Annotated in this window: 23 protein-coding genes; 14 read left to right on the forward strand and 9 right to left on the reverse strand. The window is 72.5% G+C overall.

Annotated features, from left to right (window positions below; all coding sequences use genetic code 11):
• Positions 1–6: 6 nt before the first annotated feature.
• Entirely contained in the window at positions 7–1344 is a 1338-nt protein-coding gene (locus NX794_RS18410) for a CynX/NimT family MFS transporter (RefSeq protein ID WP_258779654.1), read from the reverse strand.
• Between the two features lie 103 nt (positions 1345–1447).
• Here NX794_RS18410 and NX794_RS18415 point away from each other — a divergent pair, with 103 nt between their 5' ends.
• Complete coding sequence (locus NX794_RS18415; RefSeq protein WP_258779655.1) at positions 1448–2140, forward strand: FadR/GntR family transcriptional regulator; 693 nt, start codon at positions 1448–1450, stop codon at positions 2138–2140.
• Here NX794_RS18415 and NX794_RS18420 read toward each other — a convergent pair.
• From NX794_RS18420 to fabG, 3 genes are all read right to left on the reverse strand, one after another.
• Positions 2118–2468: a hypothetical protein gene (locus NX794_RS18420; RefSeq protein ID WP_258779656.1), complete on the reverse strand. Its 351-nt coding sequence runs from the start codon at positions 2466–2468 to the stop codon at positions 2118–2120. The genes NX794_RS18415 and NX794_RS18420 overlap by 23 nt on opposite strands.
• A 189-nt stretch (positions 2469–2657) precedes the next feature.
• A complete protein-coding gene (gene fabI / locus NX794_RS18425; protein ID WP_258779657.1) occupies positions 2658–3425 on the reverse strand; it encodes an enoyl-ACP reductase FabI in 768 nt (255 codons plus the stop codon).
• A gap of 5 nt (positions 3426–3430) precedes the next feature.
• Entirely contained in the window at positions 3431–4135 is a 705-nt protein-coding gene (gene fabG, locus NX794_RS18430) for a 3-oxoacyl-[acyl-carrier-protein] reductase (RefSeq protein WP_258779658.1), read from the reverse strand.
• A gap of 210 nt (positions 4136–4345) precedes the next feature.
• Here fabG and NX794_RS18435 point away from each other — a divergent pair, with 210 nt between their 5' ends.
• Genes NX794_RS18435 through tyrS form a run of 3 tightly spaced genes read left to right on the forward strand, consistent with a single transcriptional unit; the run spans position 4346 to position 8624 of the window.
• Positions 4346–5908, forward strand: coding sequence for a TldD/PmbA family protein (locus tag NX794_RS18435; protein WP_428985925.1), 1563 nt, complete (start codon positions 4346–4348; stop codon positions 5906–5908).
• Positions 5905–7299: a TldD/PmbA family protein gene (locus tag NX794_RS18440; RefSeq protein ID WP_258779660.1), complete on the forward strand. Its 1395-nt coding sequence runs from the start codon at positions 5905–5907 to the stop codon at positions 7297–7299. The genes NX794_RS18435 and NX794_RS18440 overlap by 4 nt, the downstream gene beginning before the upstream one ends.
• A gap of 56 nt (positions 7300–7355) precedes the next feature.
• A complete protein-coding gene (tyrS, locus tag NX794_RS18445) occupies positions 7356–8624 on the forward strand; it encodes a tyrosine--tRNA ligase (protein WP_258779661.1) in 1269 nt (422 codons plus the stop codon).
• A gap of 61 nt (positions 8625–8685) precedes the next feature.
• Here the strand turns inward: tyrS and NX794_RS18450 are convergent, their stop codons facing one another.
• Complete coding sequence (locus NX794_RS18450; protein WP_258779662.1) at positions 8686–8967, reverse strand: GlsB/YeaQ/YmgE family stress response membrane protein; 282 nt, start codon at positions 8965–8967, stop codon at positions 8686–8688.
• A 241-nt stretch (positions 8968–9208) separates the two neighbouring features.
• On the opposite strand from NX794_RS18450, the gene NX794_RS18455 reads away from it, so the two are divergent.
• Positions 9209–9577, forward strand: a complete 369-nt coding sequence (locus NX794_RS18455) for a DUF3099 domain-containing protein (protein ID WP_258779663.1) — start codon at positions 9209–9211, stop codon at positions 9575–9577.
• A 235-nt stretch (positions 9578–9812) separates the two neighbouring features.
• Positions 9813–10028 (forward strand): hypothetical protein, encoded by a 216-nt coding sequence (locus NX794_RS18460; RefSeq protein ID WP_258779664.1) that lies wholly within the window; start codon positions 9813–9815, stop codon positions 10026–10028.
• On the opposite strand, the gene moaA is transcribed toward NX794_RS18460, so the two are convergent.
• From moaA to NX794_RS18475, 3 genes are all read right to left on the reverse strand, one after another.
• The gene (gene moaA / locus NX794_RS18465) at positions 10025–11014 is read right to left on the reverse strand and encodes a GTP 3',8-cyclase MoaA (protein WP_258779665.1); all 990 of its coding nucleotides are present in this window, start codon (positions 11012–11014) and stop codon (positions 10025–10027) included. The two genes, NX794_RS18460 and moaA, sit on opposite strands and share 4 nt — an antisense overlap.
• A gap of 155 nt (positions 11015–11169) precedes the next feature.
• Complete coding sequence (locus NX794_RS18470) at positions 11170–12795, reverse strand: solute symporter family protein (RefSeq protein ID WP_258779666.1); 1626 nt, start codon at positions 12793–12795, stop codon at positions 11170–11172.
• Positions 12792–13148, reverse strand: coding sequence for a DUF485 domain-containing protein (locus tag NX794_RS18475; RefSeq protein WP_258779667.1), 357 nt, complete (start codon positions 13146–13148; stop codon positions 12792–12794). Before NX794_RS18475 ends, NX794_RS18470 begins: the two co-directional genes overlap by 4 nt.
• A gap of 229 nt (positions 13149–13377) precedes the next feature.
• Between NX794_RS18475 and NX794_RS18480 the strand changes: the two genes are divergently transcribed.
• The 3 genes from NX794_RS18480 to NX794_RS18490 all read left to right on the forward strand — a co-directional run bounded on the left by NX794_RS18480 (position 13378) and on the right by NX794_RS18490 (position 18040).
• Entirely contained in the window at positions 13378–14904 is a 1527-nt protein-coding gene (locus NX794_RS18480; protein ID WP_258779668.1) for a S8 family serine peptidase, read from the forward strand.
• Positions 14905–15033: 129 nt separating this feature from the next.
• A complete protein-coding gene (locus NX794_RS18485; protein ID WP_258779669.1) occupies positions 15034–16560 on the forward strand; it encodes a S8 family peptidase in 1527 nt (508 codons plus the stop codon).
• Positions 16561–16654: 94 nt separating this feature from the next.
• Positions 16655–18040: a CoA transferase gene (locus tag NX794_RS18490; RefSeq protein WP_258779670.1), complete on the forward strand. Its 1386-nt coding sequence runs from the start codon at positions 16655–16657 to the stop codon at positions 18038–18040.
• 9 nt (positions 18041–18049) lie between these two features.
• Here NX794_RS18490 and NX794_RS18495 read toward each other — a convergent pair whose 3' ends face one another.
• On the reverse strand, positions 18050–19099 hold the full coding sequence (locus NX794_RS18495) for a zinc-dependent alcohol dehydrogenase family protein (protein WP_258779671.1): 1050 nt from the start codon (positions 19097–19099) through the stop codon (positions 18050–18052).
• A 388-nt stretch (positions 19100–19487) separates the two neighbouring features.
• Between NX794_RS18495 and NX794_RS18500 the strand changes: the two genes are divergently transcribed.
• The 5 genes from NX794_RS18500 (at position 19488) to NX794_RS18520 (ending at position 24305) form a co-directional block, all read left to right on the forward strand.
• Positions 19488–20471, forward strand: coding sequence for a DEDDh family exonuclease (locus NX794_RS18500; protein WP_258779672.1), 984 nt, complete (start codon positions 19488–19490; stop codon positions 20469–20471).
• Positions 20472–20588: 117 nt separating this feature from the next.
• The gene (locus tag NX794_RS18505) at positions 20589–20822 is read left to right on the forward strand and encodes a hypothetical protein (protein WP_190018425.1); all 234 of its coding nucleotides are present in this window, start codon (positions 20589–20591) and stop codon (positions 20820–20822) included.
• 34 nt (positions 20823–20856) lie between these two features.
• Positions 20857–21678 (forward strand): SURF1 family cytochrome oxidase biogenesis protein, encoded by an 822-nt coding sequence (locus NX794_RS18510; protein WP_258779673.1) that lies wholly within the window; start codon positions 20857–20859, stop codon positions 21676–21678.
• 81 nt (positions 21679–21759) lie between these two features.
• A complete protein-coding gene (locus tag NX794_RS18515; protein WP_258779674.1) occupies positions 21760–23544 on the forward strand; it encodes a glycoside hydrolase family 15 protein in 1785 nt (594 codons plus the stop codon).
• 5 nt (positions 23545–23549) lie between these two features.
• Complete coding sequence (locus NX794_RS18520) at positions 23550–24305, forward strand: SDR family oxidoreductase (protein ID WP_258779675.1); 756 nt, start codon at positions 23550–23552, stop codon at positions 24303–24305.
• Positions 24306–24407: the final 102 nt, after the last annotated feature.

Raw genomic sequence — 24407 nt, forward strand, 5'->3', positions numbered from 1 at the left:
GGCGGGTCAGCGGGCCATCGCCTCGTCCTCCACGGTGCGGTCGCGGCCGGCCAGGAAGCCCACGGCCATCTGCGGGATCATCAGGGCCGCCATCAGGGCGAGCGGCAGTCCCCAGCCGCCGCTGCGCTGGTAGAGCACGCCGACCAGCAGCGGGCCGGGGATGGAGATGAGGTAGCCGGTGCTCTGCGCGAAGGCGGAGAGCTGGGCGACACCCAGGCCGCTGCGGGCGCGCATGCCGACCATCGTCAGCGCGAGCGGAAAGGCGCAGTTGGAGACGCCGAGCAGCAGGGCCCAGGCCCAGGCGCCGCCGGCGGGCGCGAGGTACAGACCGGTGTAGCCGGCGAGGCCGCACATGCCGAGGACGAGCACGATCGGCCCCTGCTGGGGCAGCCGGGTGGCGACTCGCGGGATGACGAAGGCCAAGGGCACGCCCATCACCATGGTGACGGCGAGCAGTACGCCCGCGGTGCCTGCGGGGACGCCGGCGTCCCGGAAGATCTGCGGCATCCAGCCCATGGTGATGTAGGCGGCGGTGGCCTGGAGGCCGAAGAAGACGGCGAGCGCCCAGGCGGTACGGCTGCGGGCCATGCGCAGCGGTGCCTGGGGCGGGGCGGCCACGGCCGTCACCGGCCGCTCCGGCTCGGCTCCCGGTGCGGTGCCGCGGTCGCGGAGCAGGGGCAGCCAGGGCAGGACGGCGGCCGCCGCGATGATCGCCCAGACGGCGAGGCCGGAGCGCCAGTCGCCGCCGAGGGCGTCGGTGAGCGGGACGGTGACCGCGGCGGCGAGGGAGGTGCCGAGGGCGAGGGCCATGGAGTAGAGACCGGTCATGGAGCCGACCCGGTCGGGGAACCAGCGCTTGACGATGACGGGCATCAGGACGTTGCTGACGGCGATGCCCATGAGGGCGAGCGCGCTGGCGGCGAGGAAGCCGGCGGTGCCGCCGAGGTAGGGGCGTATGACCAGGCCGGCGGTGATGGCGGCCATGCCGGCGCAGACCACGGCGGGGGCTCCGAACCGGCGGGCCAGGCGGGGCGCTGTGACACCGAAGACCGCGAAGCACAGCGGGGGTACGGAGGTGAGCAGGCCGGCCACGCTGCCGCTCATGCCGAGGCCGTCGCGGACCTCCTCCAGGAGGGCGCCGAGGCTGGTGATGGCGGGGCGGAGGTTCATCGCGGACAGCACGATGCCGAGGACGACGAGCCGGGTCGCCCACGCGCGCGGGCCGCTCGCGCGGGGGGTCGTCTCGGGTGGGCTCGCCTCGGCGGCCGTACCGCGTCGGGTCGGTGTCGTCGCCTGACGGGTGTCCACTGTCCGGGTTTCCTCACTAGCCATGAGACCCATCATAGAATCATGGGATGATTGGTTGTCCAATGAGCTGTCCAGCGACTTGTCCGATGAGCTGTCCCCCGGATCGCCCGGGTCCGGGCCCGTCGTGCGAAGGTGTGCCATGCCTCTGAGCCACCCGCGCCGTTCGGCGCTGTCCGAGCAGGTCATCGCCGAGCTGCGCAGTCAGATCGCTTCCGGCGAGTGGCCGGTCGGCTCCCGCATCCCGACCGAGCCGGAGCTGGTGGAGCAGCTGGGTGTGGCCCGTAACACGGTCCGTGAGGCGGTCCGGGCGCTGGCGCACAACGGTCTGCTGGACATTCGCCAGGGTTCGGGCACCTACGTGGTCGCGACGAGCGAGCTGGCGGGTGTGATGCAGCGCCGGTTCGCGACCGCCGACCCGCGGCACATCGCGGAGCTGCGGTCCACGCTGGAGTCGGCGGCTGCGCGGCTGGCGGCCGAGCGGCGCACCGAGAAGGACCTCAAGCAGCTGGACGCGCTGCTGGTGCGGCGGGAGCGGGCCTGGGAGGCGGGCGAGGCGGAGGCCTTCGTGTCGGCCGACGCGACCTTCCACCTGGCCGTGGTGGCGGCCTCCCACAACGACGTGATGACGGCGCTCTCCGCCGACCTGGGCGAGGTGCTGCGGGACTGGCTGCGCGCCGACGTGGGTGAGGAGCTGACGCCGGAGACGCACATGGACCACACGCGTCTGGTGGACGCGATCCGCGCGGGGGACGCCGAGCGGGCGGCGGCGGAGGCGGCGAGCTATCCGTTCCTGTGCCGGCCGGGCCGGTTCAGCGCACCTTCTGGTGGCTGACCCAGACCGAGGCGACGTCCTGCCAGCAGCGTCCGGTGAGCCGTACGGTCATGGCCGCCACGGCGTCCTGCGGGGCGGTGTCGGTGTCGAGGTCCCACCAGCGGGCGCACTCGATGTGCAGGCGCACGCGGTCGGTGTCGACGTAGGGGTTGTGGCAGTAGGCGACCACGTGCGAGTCCTGGACGGAGGTCCGGCAGGCGGCGCCGAACAGGTTCCGCGCGGGCGGTTTCCCGTCCCCCGCGCGCGGGTGGGACATCGCGTCGTACGGCAGGCAGAGCACCAGGGCGACGGCCGCGGTCACCGGGGCCAGGCTGCGGAACAGGCGCACCAGGGGACCTCCTCGGCCGGGCTGCGGAGGGACGTCGTGAGGTGGACGCGTGTCCAGGATCCGCCGCCGGTGCGGCCGGGGCCCGGCCGGTGAGCCGAACGGGTGATGTGGCGGCGGCCGGGGAACGGCCGAGGCCCCGCCCCCGTTGGCGTATCACGGGGGGCGGGGCCTCGGTGGGCGTGCCGGTGGTCAGGCGCCGATGGCGTGCAGACCGCCGTCGACGTGGATGATCTCGCCGGTGGTCTTCGGGAACCAGTCGCTCAGCAGGGCGACGACGCCCTTGCCGGCCGGCTCCGGGTCCTTGAGGTCCCACTCCAGCGGGGAGCGGCTGTCCCACACGGAGGCCAGGTCGCCGAAGCCCGGGATGGACTTGGCGGCCATGGAGCCGATCGGGCCGGCCGAGATGAGGTTGCAGCGGATGTTCTGCTTGCCCAGGTCACGCGCCATGTAGCGGCTGGTGGCCTCCAGGGCGGCCTTGGCGGGGCCCATCCAGTCGTACTGCGGCCAGGCGTACTGGGCGTCGAAGGTGAGGCCGACGACCGAGCCGCCGTTCTGCATCAGCGGCAGGCAGGCCATGGTCAGCGACTTCAGGGAGAACGCCGAGACGTGCATGGCGGTGGCGACCGACTCGAACGGCGTGTTGAGGAAGTTGCCGCCGAGCGCGTCCTGCGGGGCGAAGCCGATGGAGTGGACGACGCCGTCGAGGCCGCCCAGCTCCTCGCCGACCACGTCGGCCAGCCGGGCGAGGTGCTCGTCGTTGGTCACGTCCAGCTCGATGACCTTGGCGGGCTTCGGCAGCTTCTTGGCGATGCGCTCGGTCAGCGTGGGCCGCGGGAACGCGGTCAGGATGATCTCGGCGCCCTGCTCCTGGGCGAGCTTGGCGACGTGGAAGGCGATGGAGGACTCCATCAGCACACCCGTGACCAGGATGCGCTTGCCGTCGAGGATTCCGCTCATGGTGATCAGTGACCCATTCCCAGTCCGCCGTCAACGGGAATGACGGCTCCAGTGATGTACGAGGCGTCGTCCGAGGCGAGGAACCGCACCGTCGCGGCGATCTCCTCCGGCTGTGCGTAACGGCCGAGCGGCACCTGGGAGACGATGTTCTGGCGCTGCTCGTCGGTGAGCGCCTTCGTCATGTCGGTGTCGACGAAACCGGGCGCGACGACGTTGAAGGTGAGGTTGCGCGAGCCCAGCTCACGCGCGAGCGAGCGCGCGAAGCCGACCAGGGCGGCCTTGGACGCGGCGTAGTTCGCCTGGCCCGCCGAGCCGAGCAGGCCGACGACGGAGGAGATCAGGACGACGCGGCCCTTCTTGGCGCGCAGCATCCCGCGGTTGGCGCGCTTGACGACGCGGAAGGTGCCGGTGAGGTTGGTGTCGATGACCGAGGTGAAGTCCTCCTCGGTCATCCGCATCAGCAGCTGGTCCTTGGTGACGCCGGCGTTGGCGACGAGGACCTCGACCGTGCCGTGCTGGGCCTCGATCTCCTTGTAGGCCTGCTCCACCTGCTCCGGGTCGGTGATGTCGCACTTGAGGGCGAGGAAGCCGGCCGGCGGCTCACCCGAGCGGTACGTGATCGCGACCTTGTCGCCGGCGTCGGCGAACGCGCGGGCGATGGCGAGGCCGATGCCCCGGTTTCCTCCGGTGACGAGAACCGAGCGGCTCAACGGATCACCCTTTCGATAACGGTCTGATGCAGTCGTACAACCCGCCCGGACACGTGGATGACAGGCGGCTTCCTCGAAAACCTATCGGTAGCGCCGGTGCGGCGGGCATTCGGGCACCGACAGTGGCTCGGGGGTGTCACTGTCGGGTCTCTACAGAAGGAAGCGCGCCAGGGGCCGAAACGGTGTGGTCCGGCGGGGCGGTCGCGCGACATGATCGGACCGACAGGCCACGACAGCAGGGAGACCTCGGTGCCTCATTCCATCGACGAAGCCTTCACGGCGCTTCCGCTACGGCCCCTCGCCGACGCCGCGCTCGCCCGCGCGCGTGCGCTCGGGGCCGAGCACGCGGACTTCCGGTTCGAGCGGGTGCGCAGCGCTTCCTGGCGGCTGCGGGACGCCCGGCCGGCGGGTTCGTCGGACACCACCGACCTCGGGTACGCGGTGCGGGTCGTGCACGGCGGTACGTGGGGGTTCGCGTCCGGGGTGGACCTGACCCTGGACGCCGCGGCCAGGGTGGCCTCGCAGGCGGTGGCCATGGCGAAGCTGTCCGCGCAGGTGATCAGGGCGGCCGGCTCCGACGAGCGGGTGGAGCTGGCCGGGGAGCCGGTGCACGCCGACCGGACGTGGGTCTCGTCGTACGAGATCGACCCGTTCTCGGTGCCCGACGAGGAGAAGGCCGCGCTGCTGGCGGAGTGGAGCGGGCGGCTGCTGGGCGCGAGCGGTGTCGACCACGTGGACGCCTCGCTGCTCACGGTGCACGAGAACAAGTTCTACGCGGACACCGCCGGGACGGTGACGACCCAGCAGCGGGTGCGGTTGCATCCGCAGCTGACGGCGGTGTCGGTGGACGACTCCAGCGGGGAGTTCGGCTCCATGCGCACCCTCGCGCCGCCGGCCGGGCGGGGCTGGGAGTACCTGACCGGGACCGGCTGGGACTGGGACGGGGAGCTGGCGCGCATCCCGGAGCTGCTGGCCGAGAAGATGCGGGCGCCGAGTGTGGAGCCGGGGCCGTACGACCTGGTGGTGGACCCCTCCAACCTGTGGCTGACCATCCACGAGTCCATCGGGCACGCCACCGAGCTGGACCGCGCGCTCGGCTACGAGGCCGCCTACGCCGGCACCTCCTTCGCCACCTTCGACCAGCTGGGCAAGCTGCGGTACGGCTCGGAGCTGATGAACGTCACCGGTGACCGCACCGCCGAGCACGGCCTGGCGACCGTCGGCTACGACGACGAGGGGGTCGCGGCGCAGTCCTGGGACCTGGTGAAGGACGGCACGCTGGTCGGCTACCAGCTGGACCGGCGCATCGCCCGGCTCACCGGGTTCGAGCGGTCCAACGGCTGTGCCTACGCCGACTCCCCCGGGCATGTGCCGGTGCAGCGGATGGCCAACGTCTCGCTGCAGCCGGACCCGGCGGGGCTGTCCACGGAGGACCTGATCGGCGGGGTCGACCGGGGCATCTACGTGGTCGGCGACCGGTCCTGGTCGATCGACATGCAGCGCTACAACTTCCAGTTCACCGGGCAGCGCTTCTTCCGGATCGAGAACGGGCGGATCACCGGCCAGCTCAAGGACGTCGCGTACCAGGCGACGACCACCGACTTCTGGGGTTCCATGGCGGCCGTCGGCGGCCCGGGGACCTATGTCCTGGGCGGCGCCTTCAACTGCGGCAAGGCCCAGCCGGGCCAGGTCGCCGCCGTGTCCCACGGGTGCCCCTCCGCCCTGTTCAAGGGCGTCAACATCCTCAACACCACGCAGGAGGCCGGTCGATGAGCGCCCGCACCAACAAGCCGCACGAGGTCGTCGAGCAGGCCCTCGCGCTGTCCCGGGCCGACGGCTGTGTCGTCATCGCGGACGAGCACTCCACCGCGAACCTGCGCTGGGCCGGCAACGCGCTCACCACGAACGGCGTGACGCGCGGCCGTACCCTCACCGTGATCGCGACGGTCGACGGCAAGGAGGGCACCGCCTCCGGCGTGGTGTCCCGCTCGGCGGTCACGACGGAGGAGCTGGAGCCGCTGGTGCGGGCCGCCGAGGCCGCCGCGCGTGGAGCCGGCCCCGCCGAGGACGCGGGCCCGCTGGTGAGCGGCGTACCGGAGTCCCCGGACTTCGCGGACGCGCCCGCCGAGACCTCCTCGGCGGTGTTCGCGGACTTCGCGCCGGCGCTGGGCGAGGCGTTCGCCCGCGCGCGGGGCGGCGACCGGGAGCTGTACGGCTTCGCCAACCACGAGCTGGTCTCGACGTATCTGGGCACGTCCACCGGGCTGCGGCTGCGCCACGACCAGCCGACCGGCACGCTGGAGCTGAACGCGAAGTCCCCGGACCGTACGCGCTCGGCGTGGGCCGGCCGGTCCACGCGGGACTTCAAGGACGTCGACCCGGGGGCGCTCGACGCCGAGCTGGCCGTACGCCTCGGCTGGGCGGAGCGGCGGGTGGAGCTGCCGGCGGGCCGGTACGAGACGCTGCTGCCGCCCACCGCGGTGGCGGATCTGCTGATCTACCAGCTGTGGTCGGCGTCCGGCCGGGACGCGGCCGAGGGGCGCACGGTGTTCTCCAAGCCGGGCGGCGGCACCCGGGTCGGCGACCGGCTCGCGGAGCTGCCGCTGACGCTGCGCAGCGATCCGCACGAGCCGGGTCTGGAGTGCGCGCCGTTCGTCGTGGCGCACTCCTCCGGCGGCGACCAGTCGGTGTTCGACAACGGACTGCCCGCGCAGCCCACCGAGTGGGTCGGCGAGGGCGTGCTGAAGCACCTGACGACGACCCGGCACAGCGCCGCCCTGACCGGGCTGCCGGCCGCCCCGGCGCCCGGCAACCTGATCCTGGACGGCGGACACGACCGCTCCCTGGCGGAGATGGTCGCGGACACCGAACGGGGGCTGCTGCTGACCTGCCTCTGGTACATCCGCGAGGTGGATCCGGCGACGCTGCTGCTGACCGGGCTCACCCGGGACGGGGTCTACCTGGTGGAGAACGGCGAGGTGACCGGGCAGGTCAACAACTTCCGGTTCAACGAGTCGCCGGTGGACCTGCTGGGCCGGGCCGCGGAGGCGGGGCGCACCGAGAAGACGCTGCCGCGCGAGTGGAGCGACTGGTTCACCCGGGCCGCGATGCCCGCGCTGCGCATCCCCGATTTCAATATGAGCTCTGTCAGCCAGGGCGTATAACCTCGTAGGCGGCTGTCACCCGACCGCCCGAGGACCATCGAGGAGACACGAGAACCGTGACGGACATCGTCGACGAGCTGAAGTGGCGTGGGCTGTTCGCCCTGTCCACCGACGAGGACGCTTTGCGCAAGGCGCTCGCGGACGGTCCCGTCACGTTCTATTGCGGTTTCGACCCGACCGCGCCGTCCCTGCACGTGGGGCATCTGGTGCAGGTGCTCACCGTGCGCCGGCTCCAGCAGGCCGGGCACCGGCCGCTGGCGCTGGTCGGTGGGGCGACGGGTCTGATCGGCGACCCCCGCCCGACCGCCGAGCGCACGCTGAACGACCCGGAGACGGTCGCCGGGTGGGTCGGCAAGCTGCGCGGGCAGATCGAGCCGTTCCTGTCCTTCGAGGGTGAGAACGCGGCCGTCATGGTCAACAACCTCGACTGGACGGCGAACCTGTCCGCGATCGAGTTCCTGCGGGACATCGGCAAGCACTTCCGCGTCAACAAGATGCTGACGAAGGACTCCGTGGCCCGCCGCCTGGAGTCGGACCAGGGCATCAGCTACACCGAGTTCAGCTACCAGATCCTCCAGGGCATGGACTTCCTCCAGCTCTACCGGCGCTACGGCTGCACCCTCCAGCAGGGCGGCAGCGACCAGTGGGGCAACCTCACGGCCGGCCTGGACCTGATCCACCGGCTGGAGCCCGGCGCCGAGGCGCACGCGCTGGCGACGCCGCTGATGACCAAGGCGGACGGCACCAAGTTCGGCAAGACCGAGGGCGGCGCCGTCTGGCTCGACCCGGAGATGACGACGCCGTACGCGTTCTACCAGTTCTGGCTGAACGTGGACGACCGGGACATCTCCACCTACCTGCGGATCCTGTCCTTCCGGTCCCGTGCGGAGCTGGAGGAGCTGGAGCGGCAGACCGAGGAGCGTCCGCAGGCCCGGGTGGCGCAGCGCGCGCTCGCCGAGGAGCTGACGACGCTGGTGCACGGCGCGGACCAGACGGCCGCGGTGATCGCCGCGTCCCGCGCGCTGTTCGGCCAGGGCGAGCTGACGGAGCTGGACGGTCCCACGCTGGCGGCGGCGCTGTCGGAGGTCCCGCACATCCGGGTCACCGAGCCGGCCCCGGTGGTCGACCTGTTCGCCGAGGTCGGGCTGGTCGCCAGCAAGTCCGCCGCGCGGCGGACGGTGAAGGAGGGCGGGGCCTACGTGAACAACGTCAAGGTCACCGCGGAGGACGCCGTGCCGGGCACGGAGGACCTGCTGGACGGGCGGTGGCTGGTGCTGCGGCGGGGGAAGAAGAACCTCGCCGCGGTGGAGGTCGTCCCCGCCTAGAACGCCGGGAAGCGGGTGGAGCCGGCCGTAGGGCGGGGCTCCGCCCGCTTCTTGGGCGTTCTCAGACCCGCTCCCGCTTCCGCTTGCCCAGGGTCGCCATGTAGAGGGCGTCGACCGCCGCGACGATGATGATCGCGGCCACGAGCTGGAAGATGTGGCGGCTCCAGTCGATGCCGCGGGTCGCCTCGACGCCGACGGCCCGGGCGACGGCGTTGCCGACGATGGCGCCGAGGATGCCGCAGAGGGTGGTAAGCCACAGCGGGCTGTGCTGCTTGCCCGGGATGATCGCCTTGGCGATCAGGCCCAGCACGAATCCCACGATGATCGCCCACAACCAGCCCATGGCTGCCTCCTCGTACGCCTCGACGTGAGCATTACGGCAAGTGTGGGCCGGTCAGCCGTACGGCGCACGTCGTGATCCCCCATGCGCGGCAGGGCCCGGCGCGTCGCCGCAGGCCATGGGCGCCCCGGTCTCGTCGCGGGCCGGGGCGCGGCGTACCGTGGAGATGACCCGGGCCGGTTCCCCGCCGGGTGCGGAGACGGTGCGGGCCGGGGACGGGTCCGATGCGGGCGGATGGTGAGTGGTGAGTCGTAAACAGCACGGCGGCGGCCAGGTCTTCCGCATCACCGGCGCCCGGACGGGACTCGCCGAGGACGTGCGGGGCCGGCAGCGGCGGTACGTCATCTCGATGTCGATCCGGACCCTGTCGGTGATCCTCGCGGCCACCCTGTGGAACGTCGAACGGCCCGTGGCGATCGTGGCGTTGGTGGCGGGAGCGCTGCTGCCCTACATCGCCGTGGTCGTCGCGAACGCCGGGCGGGAGCGGCCGCCGTCCCTGCCCTCGACGTTCGTCGTGGCGCCGACCCGGCCGGTGATCACGCCGCCCCGGGCCGAGGACCCGCCGGGCGGGTCCCGCGCGGACGAGGCGCCGGGGAAGCCGGCGGGTCCCTGAGCCCCCTCCGAACGCGCCGGAAGCGGAACATGACCCACCCGCCAACCTCAAGAAAAGCTCAGATCAATCCTGCCGTTGTGGTGCCGGGCGACGGGTGACCCGTGACATACTGCGTACGCGCTCCGCATCCCCCGTCGGAGCGACAGACCGACGCCGGGCAGCTCCCCCCGTGGCTGCCCGGCGTCGCCTTGTTTCCCCGGACGAAGCTTCTCCAGACGAACCCGAGACCGAAGCCGTGAGTGACGAGACCCCGATCTGCTCCGCCAAGGGCTGCCGTGTCGCCGCCGTGTGGGTGCTGGCGTGGAACAACCCGAAGATCCACCCGCCGGAGCGGCGCAAGACGTGGCTCGCCTGCGAGGAACACCGGGAGCATCTCTCGCAGTTCCTCGGGGTCAGGGGGTTCCTGAAGGACGTCGTCGCGCTGACCGAGTGGGAGCGGCGGGAAGGCTAGCCGCCGATGGCGGACATCGGCCGGTCGGGCTGCACGAAAGACGGGTCGTCCAGGCCCGCGCCCGCCTTCTTGCCCCACATCGCCAGCCGCCAGATCCGGGCGATCTCCTCGTCCGGCGCGCCGGAGCGCAGCGCGGCACGCAGGTCGGTCTCCTCGGTGGCGAACAGGCAGGTCCGTATCTGGCCGTCTGCGGTCAGGCGGGTGCGGTCGCAGGCCGCGCAGAACGGGCGGGTGACCGAGGCGATCACGCCGACCCGGTGCGGGCCGCCGTCGACCAGCCAGCGCTCGGCCGGGGCGGAGCCGCGCGCGCCGGCGCCCTCCGGGGCCAGGTCGAAGCGGGTGCGCAGGGAGGCGAGGATGTCGGCGGCGGTGACCATGCCCTCGCGCTTCCAGCCGTGCTGGGCGTCCAGGGGCATCTGCTCGATGAACCGCAGTTCGTAGTCGTGCGCCACGGCCCAGGCGAGCAGGTCGGGGGCCTCGTCCTGGTTGAGTCCCGGCATCAGGACGGTGTTGACCTTGACCGGGGTGAGGCCGGCCTCGCGGGCGGCTTCCAGGCCCTCCAGGACGTCCTTGTGCCGGTCGCGGCGGGTGAGGGTCTTGAAGACGTCGGGACGCAGGGTGTCCAGGGAGACGTTGACCCGGTCGAGGCCGGCGGACTTCAGGGCGGCGGCGGTGCGCTTGAGGCCGATGCCGTTGGTCGTCAGGGACGTCTGCGGGGACGGGGTGAGGGCCTTGACCCGCTCGACGATGCCGACGAGGCCGGGCCGCAGCAGGGGCTCGCCGCCGGTGAAGCGGACCTCCTCGATGCCGAGGACGCGGACCGCGATGCCGACGAGGCGGACGATCTCGTCGTCGGTCAGCAGGTCGGGCTTGGCCAGCCACTGCAGACCCTCCTCGGGCATGCAGTACGTGCAGCGCAGATTGCACCGGTCGGTCAGCGAGACCCGCAGGTCGGTGGCCACCCGGCCGAACGTGTCGATGAGCATCCGGGCCCCCTCCCCTCGTCCTCGGTCCTGTCCTTCGTCATCTGCGAGCCTACGTGACACCACTGACAACGACACCGGCCCGATCCGACGAGTTGCGGACCGGCCGCGTCGTAGGACCGCACAGTCCCCCGCGACGCGGCCGGCCGTGGGAAGCGTCAGTGGGCCCCGGTGCCGGTCAGGGAGCGCACCTCCAGCTCCGCGTACTTGCCGGTGTCCGGGGTCTCCTTCGACAGCAGGGTGCCCACGACGCCGAGCAGGAAGCCGACCGGGATCGAGATGATGCCCGGGTTCTCCAGCGGGAACCAGTGGAAGTCGGCGTCGGGGAACATCGAGGTGGGCTTGCCGGAGACGACCGGGGAGAACAGCACCAGGCCGACCGCGGTGACCAGGCCGCCGTAGATGGACCACAGGGCGCCCGAGGTGGTGAACCGCTTCCAGAACAGGCTGTAGAGGAGGGTCGGCAGATTGGCGGAGGCGGCGACCGCGAAGGCCAGGGCGACCAGGCCGGCCACGTTCAGGTCGCGGGCGAGGGCGCCGAGGACGATGGAGACGGCGCCGATGCCGACGGTGGCCCAGCGGGCCGCGCGCAGCTCCTGCTTCTCGGTGGCCTCCCCCTTCTTGATCACGTTGGCGTAGATGTCGTGCGCGAAGGACGACGACGAGGCCAGCGTGAGGCCGGCGACGACGGCGAGGATGGTGGCGAAGGCGACCGCGGAGATGGTGGCGAGCAGGACGGCGCCCCAGTTGGAGTCCACGCCGCCGAGGTGCAGGGCGAGCAGGGGGGCGGCGGTGTTGCCGGCCTTGTTGGAGGCGATGATCTCGTCCGGCTTGATCAGCGCGGCGGCGCCGAAGCCGAGGGCGAGGGTCATCAGGTAGAAGGCGCCGATCAGGCCGATCGCCCAGATCACCGACTTCCGGGCGGCCTTGGCGGTCGGCACGGTGTAGAAGCGGATCAGGATGTGCGGCAGTCCGGCGGTGCCCAGCACCAGGGCGATGCCGAGGGAGAGGAAGTCCAGCTTGGTGGTGCCGGTGGCGCCGTACTTCAGGCCGGGCTCCAGGAACGCCGAGCCCTTGCCGCTGGTGTGGGCGGCGCTGCCGAGCAGGTCGGAGACGTTGAAGTCGAATTTGAGCAGGACCAAAAAGGTCAGCAGCAGGGCGCCGAGCATCAGCAGCACGGCCTTGACCATCTGGACCCAGGTGGTGCCCTTCATGCCGCCGATGGTGACGTAGACGATCATCAGGACGCCGACCAGGGCGACGATGCCGATCTTGCCGGCGTCGCTGGTGATGCCGAGCAGCAGGGAGACCAGGACGCCCGCGCCGGCCATCTGGGCCAGCAGGTAGAAGATCGAGACGACGATCGTGGAGGCGCCGGCGGCGGTGCGCACGGGCCGCTGGCGCATCCGGTAGGCCAGCACGTCGCCCATGGTGTAGCGGCCGGAGTTGCGCAGCGGCTCGGCGACCAGGAGCAGGGCCACCAGCCAGGCGACCAGGAAGCCGATGGAGTAGAGGAAGCCGTCGTAGCCGAAGAGGGCGATGGCGCCGGCGATGCCGAGGAAGGACGCGGCGGACATGTAGTCGCCGGAGACGGCGAGGCCGTTCTGGAAGCCGGTGAACTGGCGTCCGCCGGCGTAGAAGTCGGCGGCGTCCTTGGTCTGGCGGCCGGCCCAGACGGTGATGACGAGGGTCGCGGCGACGAAGACGGCGAACAGGGTGATGATCAGCGTCCGGTGTTCGCTCGCCTCGCCGGCGGCCAGCAGGGTGTGCGTCGCGGGGCTCATGCGCCGTCCTCCATCCGGGACTTGATGGCGGCCGCCTTGGGGTCGAGCTCGGCGGCGGCGTGCCGGGCGTACCACCAGGCGATGAGGAAGGTGGTGAGGAACTGGGCGAGGCCCAGGACGAGGGCCACGTTGACGTTGCCGGCCACCTTGGTGCCCATGAAGCCGCCCGCGTAGTTGGACAGCAGGACGTACAGCAGGTACCAGGCGATGAAGCCGACGGTCAGCGGGAAGGCGAAGGAGCGGTAGGAGCGGCGCAGTTCTCCGAAGTCCGCGCTCTGTTGCACCTCGATGAACTCCTCGGTGGAGGGAAGTGGGGCCCCGGGTGAGGCGGGGGGCGGTGTCTCGGTGGCCACGGAGTCTCCTCGGGTGACGGGCATGCGGGTGCTTCCCGGGGCGCCCAGGATGCTGCCGGGGCGCCCCTGTCCACGGTCACGGCGCCGCGTGTCGAGCGGTTCACGCCCAGGGGGCCCTTTCGGAGATCGGGCGCGGAAGATAGCTTCGGCCTGCACCACTCGTCATGTACCTGCCCGAGCACCACCTCGTGTCTCGGGCGGCTTCGTATTCGGATGATGTGGAGATCCCATGGCTCATCTGCGTTCCAGACGCCGGCTCGCGCCCGCCGTGCCGGTGGTGCTGTCGCTGACCGCCTCGCTCGGCTTCCTGCCGGCGGCGGCCTCGGCCGCGCCCGCCGGGTCCACGACGGCGCGGGCGGCGGACGGCCCGGCCCTCGCGTACGTGGTCAACACCCGCACGGACCATCGCACCATCGAGTCCGTGCGCCGCGAGATCGGGCGCAACGGCGGCACGATCGTGGCGAGTTACGACCGAATAGGCGTGATCGTCGCGCATTCCGCGAACCCCGACTTCGCGCCGAGGCTCCGCGCGGTACGCGGCGTGCGGTCGGCGGGCGCCACCCGCACCGCGCCACTGAGCGCGGCGGGGACCACGGACGAGGGCGCGGTCCAGGTCCTGTCCGCCGCGCAGGCCGCGAAGGCGGCCAAGGGCGCGGCGCCGGGCCAGGAGCCGCTGGAGGCCGACCAGTGGGATCTGCGCGCGATCGGCGCCGACAAGGCGGCGCGGATCGACCCGGGCAGCAGGAGCGTGACCGTCGGCGTGATCGACACAGGGGTGGACGACACCCATCCGGACATCGCCCCGAACTTCTCCACCTCGCAGTCGGCGAACTGTGTGAGCGGCAAGGCGGACACGACGTACGGGGCGTGGCGGCCGGTGGACGCCGACCACTACCACGGCACCCATGTGGCCGGCGAGATAGCCGCGGCCCGCAACGGCGTCGGCGTGGCCGGTGTCGCGCCGGGCGTGAAGGTCGCGAGCATCACGGTGGCGCAGCCGGACGCGACCTCGCTGTTCTACCCGGAGAGCGTGGTCTGCGCCTTCGTGTTCGCGGCCGATCACGGCATCGAGATCACCAACAACAGCTACTACGTTGATCCGTGGCTGTACAACTGCATGGACGACCCCGATCAACGTGCCATCGTGGACGCGGTCAACAGGGCCCAGGTGTACGCCCAGCGCAAGGGCACGCTCAACGTGGCCTCGGCGGGCAACTCCAACGACGACCTGGACGCCGACGCGCTGGTGGACGAGTCCAGCCCCGACGACTCCACGCCCGCCACCCGGACCGTCGACCCGCACGAGTGCTACGACGTCCCGACCCAGCTGCCCGGTGTGGTCACCGTGAGTTCGGTCGGCGTGAAGGGCGCCAAGGCGTACTACTCCAGCTACGGCAAGGGTGTCGTGGACGTGGCGGCGCCGGGCGGCGACAAGTTCCAGATCCCGGACACCCCCTCGGCCAACGGCCGCATCCTGTCGACGCTGCCGAACGACCAGTACGGGTTCCTCCAGGGCACCTCGATGGCGTCCCCGCACGTGGCCGCGGTGGCCGCGCTGCTGAAGTCGGCCCATCCGCACGCCACGCCCGCCCGGTTGCAGGCGCTGCTCAAGGCCCAGGCGGACAACCCGGGCTGCCCGGCCGGGCCGTACGACGGGGACGGCGACGGCGTCGTGGACGCGACCTGCGTAGGCGGCAAGCGCGTCAACGGTTTCTACGGCTACGGCGTCGTCAACGCGCTGCGCGCGGTGCGGTAGCCCGCCAGGCTGACGACAGCACACCCACCCTTCCCGGACCGCACGGATTCCCGGAACTGACGGAGTCCCGGACCTCACGGACTTCCCGCACGGCACGCCCGTACCACGAACGAACTGGAGAACCGAACGATGACAGCGCCCATGCCGCGCTACCGCCGCGCCCTCGCCGTCCCCGCCGGGATGGCCCTGGCCACGGCCCTCGCCTTCCTGCCGAACGTCACCGCCTCCGCCGCCGACAGCGCCCCGGCGGCCGCCACCGCCGACGGCCCCGCGCTCAGCTACGTCGTCAACGTCACGCCGGGGCACGCCGTCTCGGCGCGGGTCGGGAAGGCGATCACCCGGGCGGGCGGCTCGGTGGTGATCGCGTACGACCGGATCGGCGTGATCGTCGCCCACTCCGCCGACCCCGGCTTCGCGCAGCGGATCCGCGCCGTGCGCGGTGTGCAGTCGGCCGGCGCCACCCGCAACGCGCCGCTGCCCACGCAGTCCACCACCGACGAGGGCACGCCCAAGGTGCTCGGCGCGGCGGACATCGCCAAGGCGAAGGCCGAGGCCGCCGCCGGGCAGGACCCGCTGGAGCCGCTCCAGTGGGACCTGCCGGCCATCAAGGCGGACAAGGCCCACGAGAAGACGCTCGGCAGCCGCAAGGTCACGGTCGCCGTCATCGACACGGGCGTGGACGACACCCACCCGGACATCGCCCCGAACTTCGACCGCTCGGCCTCCGCCAACTGTGTGTCGGGCAAGCCGGACACCACGGACGGCGCCTGGCGGCCGAGCGCGGCGGAGAGCCCGCACGGCACGCACGTGGCCGGCGAGATCGCGGCCGCGAAGAACGGCGTGGGCGTCACCGGTGTGGCGCCGGGTGTGAAGGTGGCCGGCATCAAGGTCGGCAACCCCGACGGCTTCTTCTACACCGAGGCCGTGGTCTGCGGCTTCGTGTGGGCGGCCGAGCACCACGTGGACGTGACCAACAACAGCTACTACACCGACCCGTGGTACTTCAACTGCGTCACCGACCCCGATCAGCGGGCGCTCGTGGACGCCGTCACGCGGGCCTCGCGGTACGCGGAGCGCAAGGGCACGGTCAACGTCGCGGCGGCCGGCAACGAGAGCTACGACCTCGCGGCCGACTCGATCACCGACCCCGTCTCCCCGAACGACGGCACCCCGTCGGACCGGGTGATCAACCCGCGCGAGTGCTTCGACATACCGACCCAGCTGCCGGGTGTCGTGACGGTCTCCGCGACCGGCGCGAAGGGCGTGAAGTCCTCCTTCTCCAACTACGGTCTCGGCGTGATCGACATCGCCGCGCCCGGCGGCGACTCGACCGCCTACCAGACGCCCGCTCCCCCGGCGACCAGCGGTCTCATCCTGGGCCCGCTGCCCGGCGGTACGTGGGGCTACATGGCCGGTACGTCGATGGCGACGCCGCACGTCGCCGGTGTGGCCGCATTGATCAAGTCAACACATCCGCACGCGTCGGCGGCCCGGGTGAAGGCGCTGCTGTACGCGGAGGCGACGGCGACGCCGTGCACCGACCCGTACGACATCAACGGTGACGGCAAGGTCGACGCGGTGTGCGAGGGCACGAAGAACCGCAACGGCTTCTACGGCTGGGGAACCGCGGACGCGCTGGCCGCGGTGACGAAGTAGGCGCGAGCGGCGGTCTGACCGAACAGCCGCCGGCTTGACCGACAGGGGCGGATCACGCCACACATTGATTGAGTCAATACTGCATAGTGCAGTCATGACGGATATCGAGTTCGCGTGGTCCGCCCTGGGCGGAGACCCCGCCGGCCTGGAGCACCTCACCACCGTGGAGCGGGCGGGAGCACTGCCGGCGCGCCTTCCCGTACAGCAGCTCGCGCGGGCGTGCGTCGGCGTGTGCGCGCTGGCAGCGGCCGAGCTGGCGGCCCGCCGGAGCGGGCTCGACGAGCCGCCCGGCGCCCTCGTGGACGACGCGGCGGTGGCCGCCGCCTTCCACAGTGAACGGCTGCTGCGGATCGACGGACGGGCACCGGTCGCCTTCGCGCCTCTGTCACGGTTCTGGCGCGCGACCGACGGCTGGGTGCGCACCCACGCCAACTACCCGCACCACCGGGCCCGGCTGCTCGCCGCGCTGGGCCTCGGCGAGGACGCCCCGGCGGCGGAGGTGGCCGCCCGGTTCGCCGAACTGCCCGCCGTGGCGGCCGAGGAGAGGGTGTACGGCGCCGGCGGCCTCGCGGTGGCCCTGCGCACCCGCGAGGAGTGGCACGCGCACCCGCAGGCCGCCGAGGTGGCCGCCCGGCCCCTGGTCGAGCACGAGCGCTCGGAGCACTCGGAGCCGGCCCGCGCGCGCGTGCTGCCGCCTCTGGACCCCGCCGCCGCTTCCCTGCTGCCCGCCGCCGGAGTACGCGTCCTGGACCTGACCCGGGTGCTGGCGGGCCCGGTCGCCACGCGCACCCTCGCCCTGCTCGGCGCGGACGTGCTGCGGCTGGACGCGCCTTGGCTGCCCGAACTGCCGGACCAGCACGCCGACACGGGGTTCGGGAAGCGCTCGGCGACCCTCGACCTCACCGTCGCGCCGGACCGGTTCGAGGAGCTGCTCGGTGCGGCGGACGTCGTGGTCACCGGCTACCGGCCGGGCGCCCTGGACCGGTTGGGGCTCTCCCCCAAGGCCCTGCTCGCGCGCCGGCCGGGCCTGGTGGTGGCGCAGGTCTCGGCATGGGGCGGGTACGGCCCCTGGGGCGGGCGGCGCGGCTTCGACAGCCTGGTGCAGGTCGCCACCGGCATCGCGGTGACCGAGGGCGCGGACGGTGAGCCGGGGGCGCTGCCCGCGCAGGCCCTGGACCACGGCACCGGCTATCTGCTGGCGGCGGCCGTGCTGCGGGCGCTGACCGAGCGGTCGTACGACGGGCGGGGCCGGTGCGTCCGGCTGGCGCTCGCCCGGACCGCCCACTGGCTGACCGAGGGCATCCGGCCGGCGCCGGACGCGGGGGCGCCGTACCCGGGCCCGGACGCCCGGGTGGGCGAGGCGGACAGCACCCTCGGCCGGCTCCGGTACGCCCTGCCGCCCGTGTCCTTCACGGGCGGTCCCGCCGACTGGTCACGGCCTCCGGTGCCGTGGGGCGCGGATCCGGCGCGCTGGTGGTGAGGTCGCCGGTCAGTGGTCGTTGGTGACGAGCACCTTCAGCGCGGTGCGCTCGTCCATCGCCTTGTAGCCGTCCGGGACGCCCTCGACGCCGACGGTCATGTCGAAGACCGGCGAGGGGTCGATCGTGCCGTCCAGGACGTCGGGCAGCAGGTCGGGGATGTAGGCGCGGACCGGGGCGACGCCGCCGCGCAGGGCGATGTTGCGGTCGAACATGACGCTGAGGTCCAGTCCGGTGCCGCTGCCGTGGGGCACGCCGACCAAGCCGATGGCGCCGCCGTCCCGGGTGATGTTGACGGCCGTACGCATGGACTGCTCGGTGCCGACCGCCTCCACGACGGCGTGCGCGCCCTGGCCGCGGGTGAGTTCACGGACGGCCTCGACGGCCGCCTCGCCGCGCGCCGCGACGACGTCGGTGGCGCCGAAGCGGCGCGCGATGTCGGTGCGGACCTCGTGCCGGCCGAGCGCGATGATCCGCTCGGCACCGAGCCGCTTGGCGGCGAGCACGGCGCACAGGCCGACCGCGCCGTCACCGACCACGGCGACCGTGGCACCCGGGCGGGCACCGGCGCCGAGGGCGGCGTGGTGGCCGGTGCCGAGGACGTCGGAGAGGGTCAGCAGGGCGGACAGCAGGTGGTCGTCGGAGGCGGCCTCCTTGGGCAGCGGGACCAGGGTGCCGTCGGCGAAGGGCACGCGCACGGCCTCGCCCTGGCCGCCGTCGTAGCCGACCGAGCCCCAGAAGCCGCCGTGCTCGCAGGAGGTGGTCAGGCCGTCGCGGCAGTAGTCGCAGACGCCGTCGGACCACATGAAGGGCGCGACCACCAGGTCACCTCGGCGGACGGCGCCCACCTCGGAGCCGGTCTCCTCGACGACACCGAGGAACTCGTGTCCGATGCGCTGGCCCGGCTGCCGGGCCGCCTCACCCCGGTAGGCCCACAGGTCGCTGCCGCAGATACAGGCGCGCAGCACCCGCACCACGGCGTCGGTGGGCAACTGCACCACGGGCTCGGGAACGTCCTCCACGCGCATGTCGTACGGGGCGTGGATGGTGGTGGCGCGCATGGCGAGGGTCCTTCTCGTGCGGGGTGTCGTGCGATGCGCCCGGGGGGTGGTCGAGCGCACTTCACCGTACGCCGGGGGCTCCGCGGGGCGCACGGCGAGGTACCAGGTGACCGGGATGGTGACGGGGGCGGTGACCTGCGGCGGGTGTCCGACGGTCGCGCGGGCCGCCGCACGGGACAGGCCCCGGCCACCGGCATCCCGGGCGGCCTCCGGCATCCCCGTCGGTTCGCGCGGTAGCGGCGCACGCCGCCCTGGCGGGGCGTCACATGTGACGGGGCCACAGGAGCCGGGGCCCGCGCGCACGCGTGTGCGGTGATCGAGCGGCCGGGCGGGCCGGCGGGGGCCTGCGGGACCGCGCTGTCAGTCGTGGCCCGTATCCTCAGTGACCATGCTCGAAGACCGTGCGACCGCAGTGTCCTCCCCCACCCAGTGGCCGGCCGCTTATCCCCGTGGATACGCGGTCGTTGACGTGGAGACCACCGGCCTGGCCCGGGACGACCGGATCATCTCGGCCGCCGTCTACCGGCTGGACGCGCGCGGTGAGGTCGAGGACCACTGGTACACGCTGGTCAACCCGGAGCGCGATCCGGGCCCGGTGTGGATACACGGTCTGACGAGCGAGGTGCTGGCGGGGGCGCCGCTGTTCGCGGAGGTGGCCGAGGAGTTCGCCGCCCGGCTGGCCGACCGCGTGCTCGTCGCGCACAACGCCGTCTTCGACTGGCAGATGATCGCGCGGGAGTACGCGCGCGTGCGCGGCGCGGCGCCGGTGCGCCAGCGGCTGTGCACCATCGCGCTGTCGAAGGAGCTGGGCCTGCCGCTGCCCAACTTCAAACTGGAGTCGCTGGCCGCGCACTTCGGGGTGGTGCAGCAGCGGGCGCACCACGCGCTGGACGACGCGCGGGTGCTCGCGGAGGCGTTCCGGCCCAGTCTGCGCGCCGCGGCGGCGGGGGGCGTACGGCTGCCGCTGCTGGAGTGCCTGCCGCTGACGGAGTGGTCGGACCGGCCGGTGCCCCGGCAGTCCTCCGGCGGCTACGGCAACTACCGGCCCGGAAGTTGGCGGCCCAGCCGGAAGCGGCCGGCCTGCCCCCATCCCAACCCGGGCCGGTACGAAGAGGGCAAACGGCTCAAGCAGGGCATGCGGGTGGCGTTCTCCGGTGACACCTCCACCGAGCGGGAGCTGCTGGAGGACCGGGCGACCGAGGCCGGGCTGCACGTGGCGTCCAGCATCTCCCGGCTGACCAGTCTGCTGGTGACGAACGACCCCGACTCCGGGACGTCGAAGACGGTCAAGGCGCGGCAGTTCGGCACGCCGGTCGTGGACGAGGCGGCCTTCGGCCAGCTGCTCGCGGACGTGGAACCGGCGGAGGGATGACCGGACGGCCGGGGCATCACAGGGCAACCGGCAGGTAATCGTACGAACGGGTGATTGACGGACGACTCTCCCGGCGGCCGCTCGCCCGCCCGCCGCGAACGCCCCACCCTGTGGCCCATGGCGACATGCGAAGTCTGCGGCAACGACTACGGGATGACCTTCGAGGTCCACGCGCAGGGCGCGGTGCACGTGTTCGACTGCTTCTCCTGTGCGATCCACCGGATGGCGCCCCTCTGCGAGCACTGCCGGGTGCAGATCATCGGGCAGGGCGTCGAGGTGGAGGGCCACTGGTACTGCGGTGCCCACTGCGCCCGCGCGGAGGGCAGGACGGGGGTGGTGGACCGGGTCTGACCCGGTACCCGCCCGATCGCGCCCCACGACCCGGATGTACCGTCGTGGGGTGCACCGCTACCGTTTCCTGCTGTCGCGCCAGTGGGTGATCCTCACCATCGTCACGATCGCGCTGATCCCGACGATGATCAAGCTGGGTTTCTGGCAGCACCACCGGTACCAGGAGCGGACCGCGCGCAACAACCTGGTCTCCGCCGCACTGCACGCCAAGCCGGTCCCGGTCGAGAAGCTGGCGTCTCCCGGGCACCAGCTGTCCCGCACCGAGAAGTACCGCACGGTCACCGCGACCGGCACCTTCGACACCGCCCGGCAGGTCGTGGTCCGGCGCCGGACCAATGCGGACGGCGAGGTCGGCTTCCACGTCCTCACCCCGCTCGTCCTCACCGACGGCAAGGTGGTCCTGGTCAACCGGGGCTGGATCCCGGCGGACGGCGTCCAGACCACCTTCCCGAAGGTCCCCGCCCCGCCGGCCGGGCGGACCACCGTCACCGGGCGGCTCATGGCCGACGAGACGACCTCGGCGAGCGGCATCAAGAACGTCAAGGGCCTGCCGGACCGGCAGATCATGCTGATCAACAGCACGGAGGAGGCCCGGCGGCTCGACGCGCGGGTGCTCGGCGGCTACATGGAGCAGACGGCGCCTGCGGCCAAGGGCGGCTCCCCGGAGCAGATCTCCGACCCGGGCAGCGAGGACGCGCCGCTGAACTACGCGTACATGCTCCAGTGGTGGCTGTTCGCCGCCGCGGTCCCGGTCGGCTGGTGGTTCCTGGTCCGGCGCGAGCTGCGCGACCGCGCGGAGGCGGCGGCGGAGCGGCAGCCCGAGCAGCCCGAGGAGAGCGAACCGGCCGCCGTGTGACCGGGCCGACGGCCGCTTCGCCGTCACTCCCCCGGCGCACCACCTGATTGGCCCTCAGGCCCGCCGGGGAAACCGCATCCCGTGAACGCGCGCATCGAGGACTACGCCGTCATCGGCGACGAGCAGACCGCCGCCCTGGTCGGCACCGACGGCTCGATCGACTGGCTGTGCCTGCCCCGCTTCGACTCCGGCGCCTGCTTCGCCCGGCTGCTCGGCGACGAGGACCACGGCCACTGGCGGATCGCCCCCCGGGGCGCCGGCACCTGCACCCGCCGCGGCTACCGGTCCGACACCCTGGTCCTGGACACCGAGTGGGACACCCCCGAGGGCACGGTGCGGGTCACCGACCTGATGCCGCAGCGCGAGCACGCCCCCGACGTCGTACGCATCGTGGAGGGGGTCAGCGGACGGGTCACCGTGCGCAGCACACTGCGGCTGCGCTTCGACTACGGGTCGGTCATGCCGTGGATGCGCCGCTCGGACGGGCACCGGGTGGCCGTCGCCGGTCCGGACGCGGTGTGGCTGCGCACCGAGCCGGCCGTGCGGACCTGGGGCGAGGACTTCGGCACCCACTCCGAGTTCACCGTCGCCGAGGGCGAACGGGTCGCGTTCGTGCTCACCTGGCATCCCTCGCACGAGCCGCGCCCGAAGCTCGTCGACCCCTTCCGCGCCCTGAGCGGCAGCGTCCGGGACTGGCGGCGCTGGGCGGCCCGCTGCCGCTACCGGGGGCCGTACCGGGACCTGGTCGTCCGCTCGCTGATCACCCTCAAGGCGCTCACCTTCGCCCCGACCGGCGGGATCGTCGCCGCTGCCACCACCTCGCTGCCCGAGGAGCTGGGCGGGGTGCGCAACTGGGACTACCGCTACTGCTGGCTGCGCGACTCCACCCTCACCCTGGGCGCGCTGCTGGCCGCCGGCTACCACGCGGAGGCCGAGGCCTGGCGCGACTGGCTGCTGCGCGCGGTCGCGGGCGATCCGGCGGACCTCCAGATCATGTACGGCCTGGGCGGTGAGCGCCGGCTGCCGGAGTGGGAGCTGCCCTGGCTGCCCGGCTTCGGCGACTCCGCTCCGGTGCGGGTCGGCAACGGCGCCGTCGACCAGCTCCAGCTGGACGTGTACGGGGAGGTGATGGACTCGCTGTTCCTGGCCCGCGAGACGGGTCTGAGCACCCGGCCGCACATGTGGTCGCTCCAGGTCGCGCTGATGAAGTTCCTGGAGTCGGCCTGGCGGCAGCCCGACGAGGGGCTGTGGGAGGTGCGCGGCGGCCGGCGCCACTTCGTGCACTCGAAGGTGATGGTGTGGGCGGCGGCCGACCGTGCCGTCCGCACCCTGGAGACGTACCCGGAGCTCCAGGGCGACCTGGACGCCTGGCGGCGGATGCGGGACGAGGTGCACGAGGAGGTGTGCGCGAAGGGCTTCGACACCAAGCGCAACACCTTCACCCAGTACTACGGCTCGCGCGAGCTGGACGCCGCCCTGCTGCTGATCCCGCAGGTCGGCTTCCTGCCGGCGGACGACCCGCGCGTGGTCGGCACCATCGACGCGATCCGCGCGGACCTGGACCACGGCGGTTTCGTGCGCCGCTACGACACGGACGCGGTCGGTGTCGACGGCATGCCCGGCGGCGAGGGCGCCTTCCTGGCCTGCTCGTTCTGGCTCGCGCAGGCCCTGCACCGCATCGGCCGCGCCGACGAGGCCCGACAGCTGTTCGAGCGGCTGGCGGGCCTGGCCAACGACGTGGGCCTGCTCGCGGAGGAGTACGACCCGGACCTGGGGTGCCAGTTGGGCAACTACCCGCAGGCGTTCAGCCACATCGCCCTGGTGAACACCGCCCTCACGCTGTTCGGGGGCGAGGAGGCAGGATAGGGGCCATGGATCTTGGACTGAAGGACCGGGTGTACGTCGTCACCGGAGCGACCCGCGGGCTGGGCAACGCCGCCGCGCGGGAACTGGTCGCGGACGGTGCGAAGGTGGTCGTCACGGGCCGGGACGAGCAGCGGGTCGCCGAGGCGGCGGCCGCTCTGGGCCCGAACGCGGTGGGCGTGGCGGTCGACAACGCGGACGCGCGGACGCCGGAGCGGCTGATCGCCACCGCCCGTGAGCGCTTCGGCGGCTTCGACGGGGTGCTGATCAGCGTGGGCGGGCCGCCGCCCGGCTTCGTCGCCGACAACACCGACGAGCAGTGGCGGGACGCCTTCGAGTCGGTGTTCCTCGGCGCGGTACGGCTCGCCCGCGCGGCGGCGGCCGAACTGGAGGAGGGCGGTGTCATCGGCTTCGTGCTCTCGGGCTCCGTGCACGAGCCGATCCCGGCGCTGACCATCTCCAACGGGCTGCGGCCAGGACTCGCCGGGTTCGCCAAGTCGCTCTCGGACGAGCTGGGGCCGCGCGGCATCCGGGTGCTGGGGCTGCTGCCCTCGCGCATCGACACCGACCGCGTCCGCGAGTTGGACGGGCTGTCGGCCGACCCCGAGGCCACCCGGGCGGCCAACGAGTCGCGGATCCCGCTGCGCAGGTACGGGACGCCCGAGGAGTTCGGCCGGGTGGCCGCCTTCCTGCTGTCCCCCGCCGCCTCCTACCTGACGGGCATCATGCTCCCCGTCGACGGCGGCATGCGGCACGGCTTCTGAGACCGACCACCAAAAAGGGCGTCAGCTGACCCGCTCCGCACGATGCCGGTCATCCCACCCACCGACGGCGACACGCGCCACAGCCGCTGAAACCGTCCGCGC

Origin of the sequence: Streptomyces pyxinicus (assembly GCF_024753135.1) — a bacterium.
Lineage (GTDB): Bacteria > Actinomycetota > Actinomycetes > Streptomycetales > Streptomycetaceae > Streptomyces > Streptomyces pyxinicus.

Coding starts and splice junctions, on each gene's coding strand:
- NX794_RS18410 (WP_258779654.1), bottom strand. CDS start 1,344: ATGATGGGTCTCATGGCTAGTGAGGAAACCCGGACAGTGGACACCCGT.
- NX794_RS18415 (WP_258779655.1), top strand. CDS start 1,448: ATGCCTCTGAGCCACCCGCGCCGTTCGGCGCTGTCCGAGCAGGTCATC.
- fabI (WP_258779657.1), bottom strand. CDS start 3,425: ATGAGCGGAATCCTCGACGGCAAGCGCATCCTGGTCACGGGTGTGCTG.
- NX794_RS18435 (WP_428985925.1), top strand. CDS start 4,346: ATGATCGGACCGACAGGCCACGACAGCAGGGAGACCTCGGTGCCTCAT.
- NX794_RS18440 (WP_258779660.1), top strand. CDS start 5,905: ATGAGCGCCCGCACCAACAAGCCGCACGAGGTCGTCGAGCAGGCCCTC.
- NX794_RS18450 (WP_258779662.1), bottom strand. CDS start 8,967: ATGGGCTGGTTGTGGGCGATCATCGTGGGATTCGTGCTGGGCCTGATC.
- moaA (WP_258779665.1), bottom strand. CDS start 11,014: ATGCTCATCGACACGTTCGGCCGGGTGGCCACCGACCTGCGGGTCTCG.
- NX794_RS18470 (WP_258779666.1), bottom strand. CDS start 12,795: ATGAGCCCCGCGACGCACACCCTGCTGGCCGCCGGCGAGGCGAGCGAA.
- NX794_RS18480 (WP_258779668.1), top strand. CDS start 13,378: ATGGCTCATCTGCGTTCCAGACGCCGGCTCGCGCCCGCCGTGCCGGTG.
- NX794_RS18485 (WP_258779669.1), top strand. CDS start 15,034: ATGACAGCGCCCATGCCGCGCTACCGCCGCGCCCTCGCCGTCCCCGCC.
- NX794_RS18490 (WP_258779670.1), top strand. CDS start 16,655: ATGACGGATATCGAGTTCGCGTGGTCCGCCCTGGGCGGAGACCCCGCC.
- NX794_RS18495 (WP_258779671.1), bottom strand. CDS start 19,099: ATGCGCGCCACCACCATCCACGCCCCGTACGACATGCGCGTGGAGGAC.
- NX794_RS18500 (WP_258779672.1), top strand. CDS start 19,488: ATGCTCGAAGACCGTGCGACCGCAGTGTCCTCCCCCACCCAGTGGCCG.
- NX794_RS18505 (WP_190018425.1), top strand. CDS start 20,589: ATGGCGACATGCGAAGTCTGCGGCAACGACTACGGGATGACCTTCGAG.
- NX794_RS18510 (WP_258779673.1), top strand. CDS start 20,857: ATGTACCGTCGTGGGGTGCACCGCTACCGTTTCCTGCTGTCGCGCCAG.
- NX794_RS18520 (WP_258779675.1), top strand. CDS start 23,550: ATGGATCTTGGACTGAAGGACCGGGTGTACGTCGTCACCGGAGCGACC.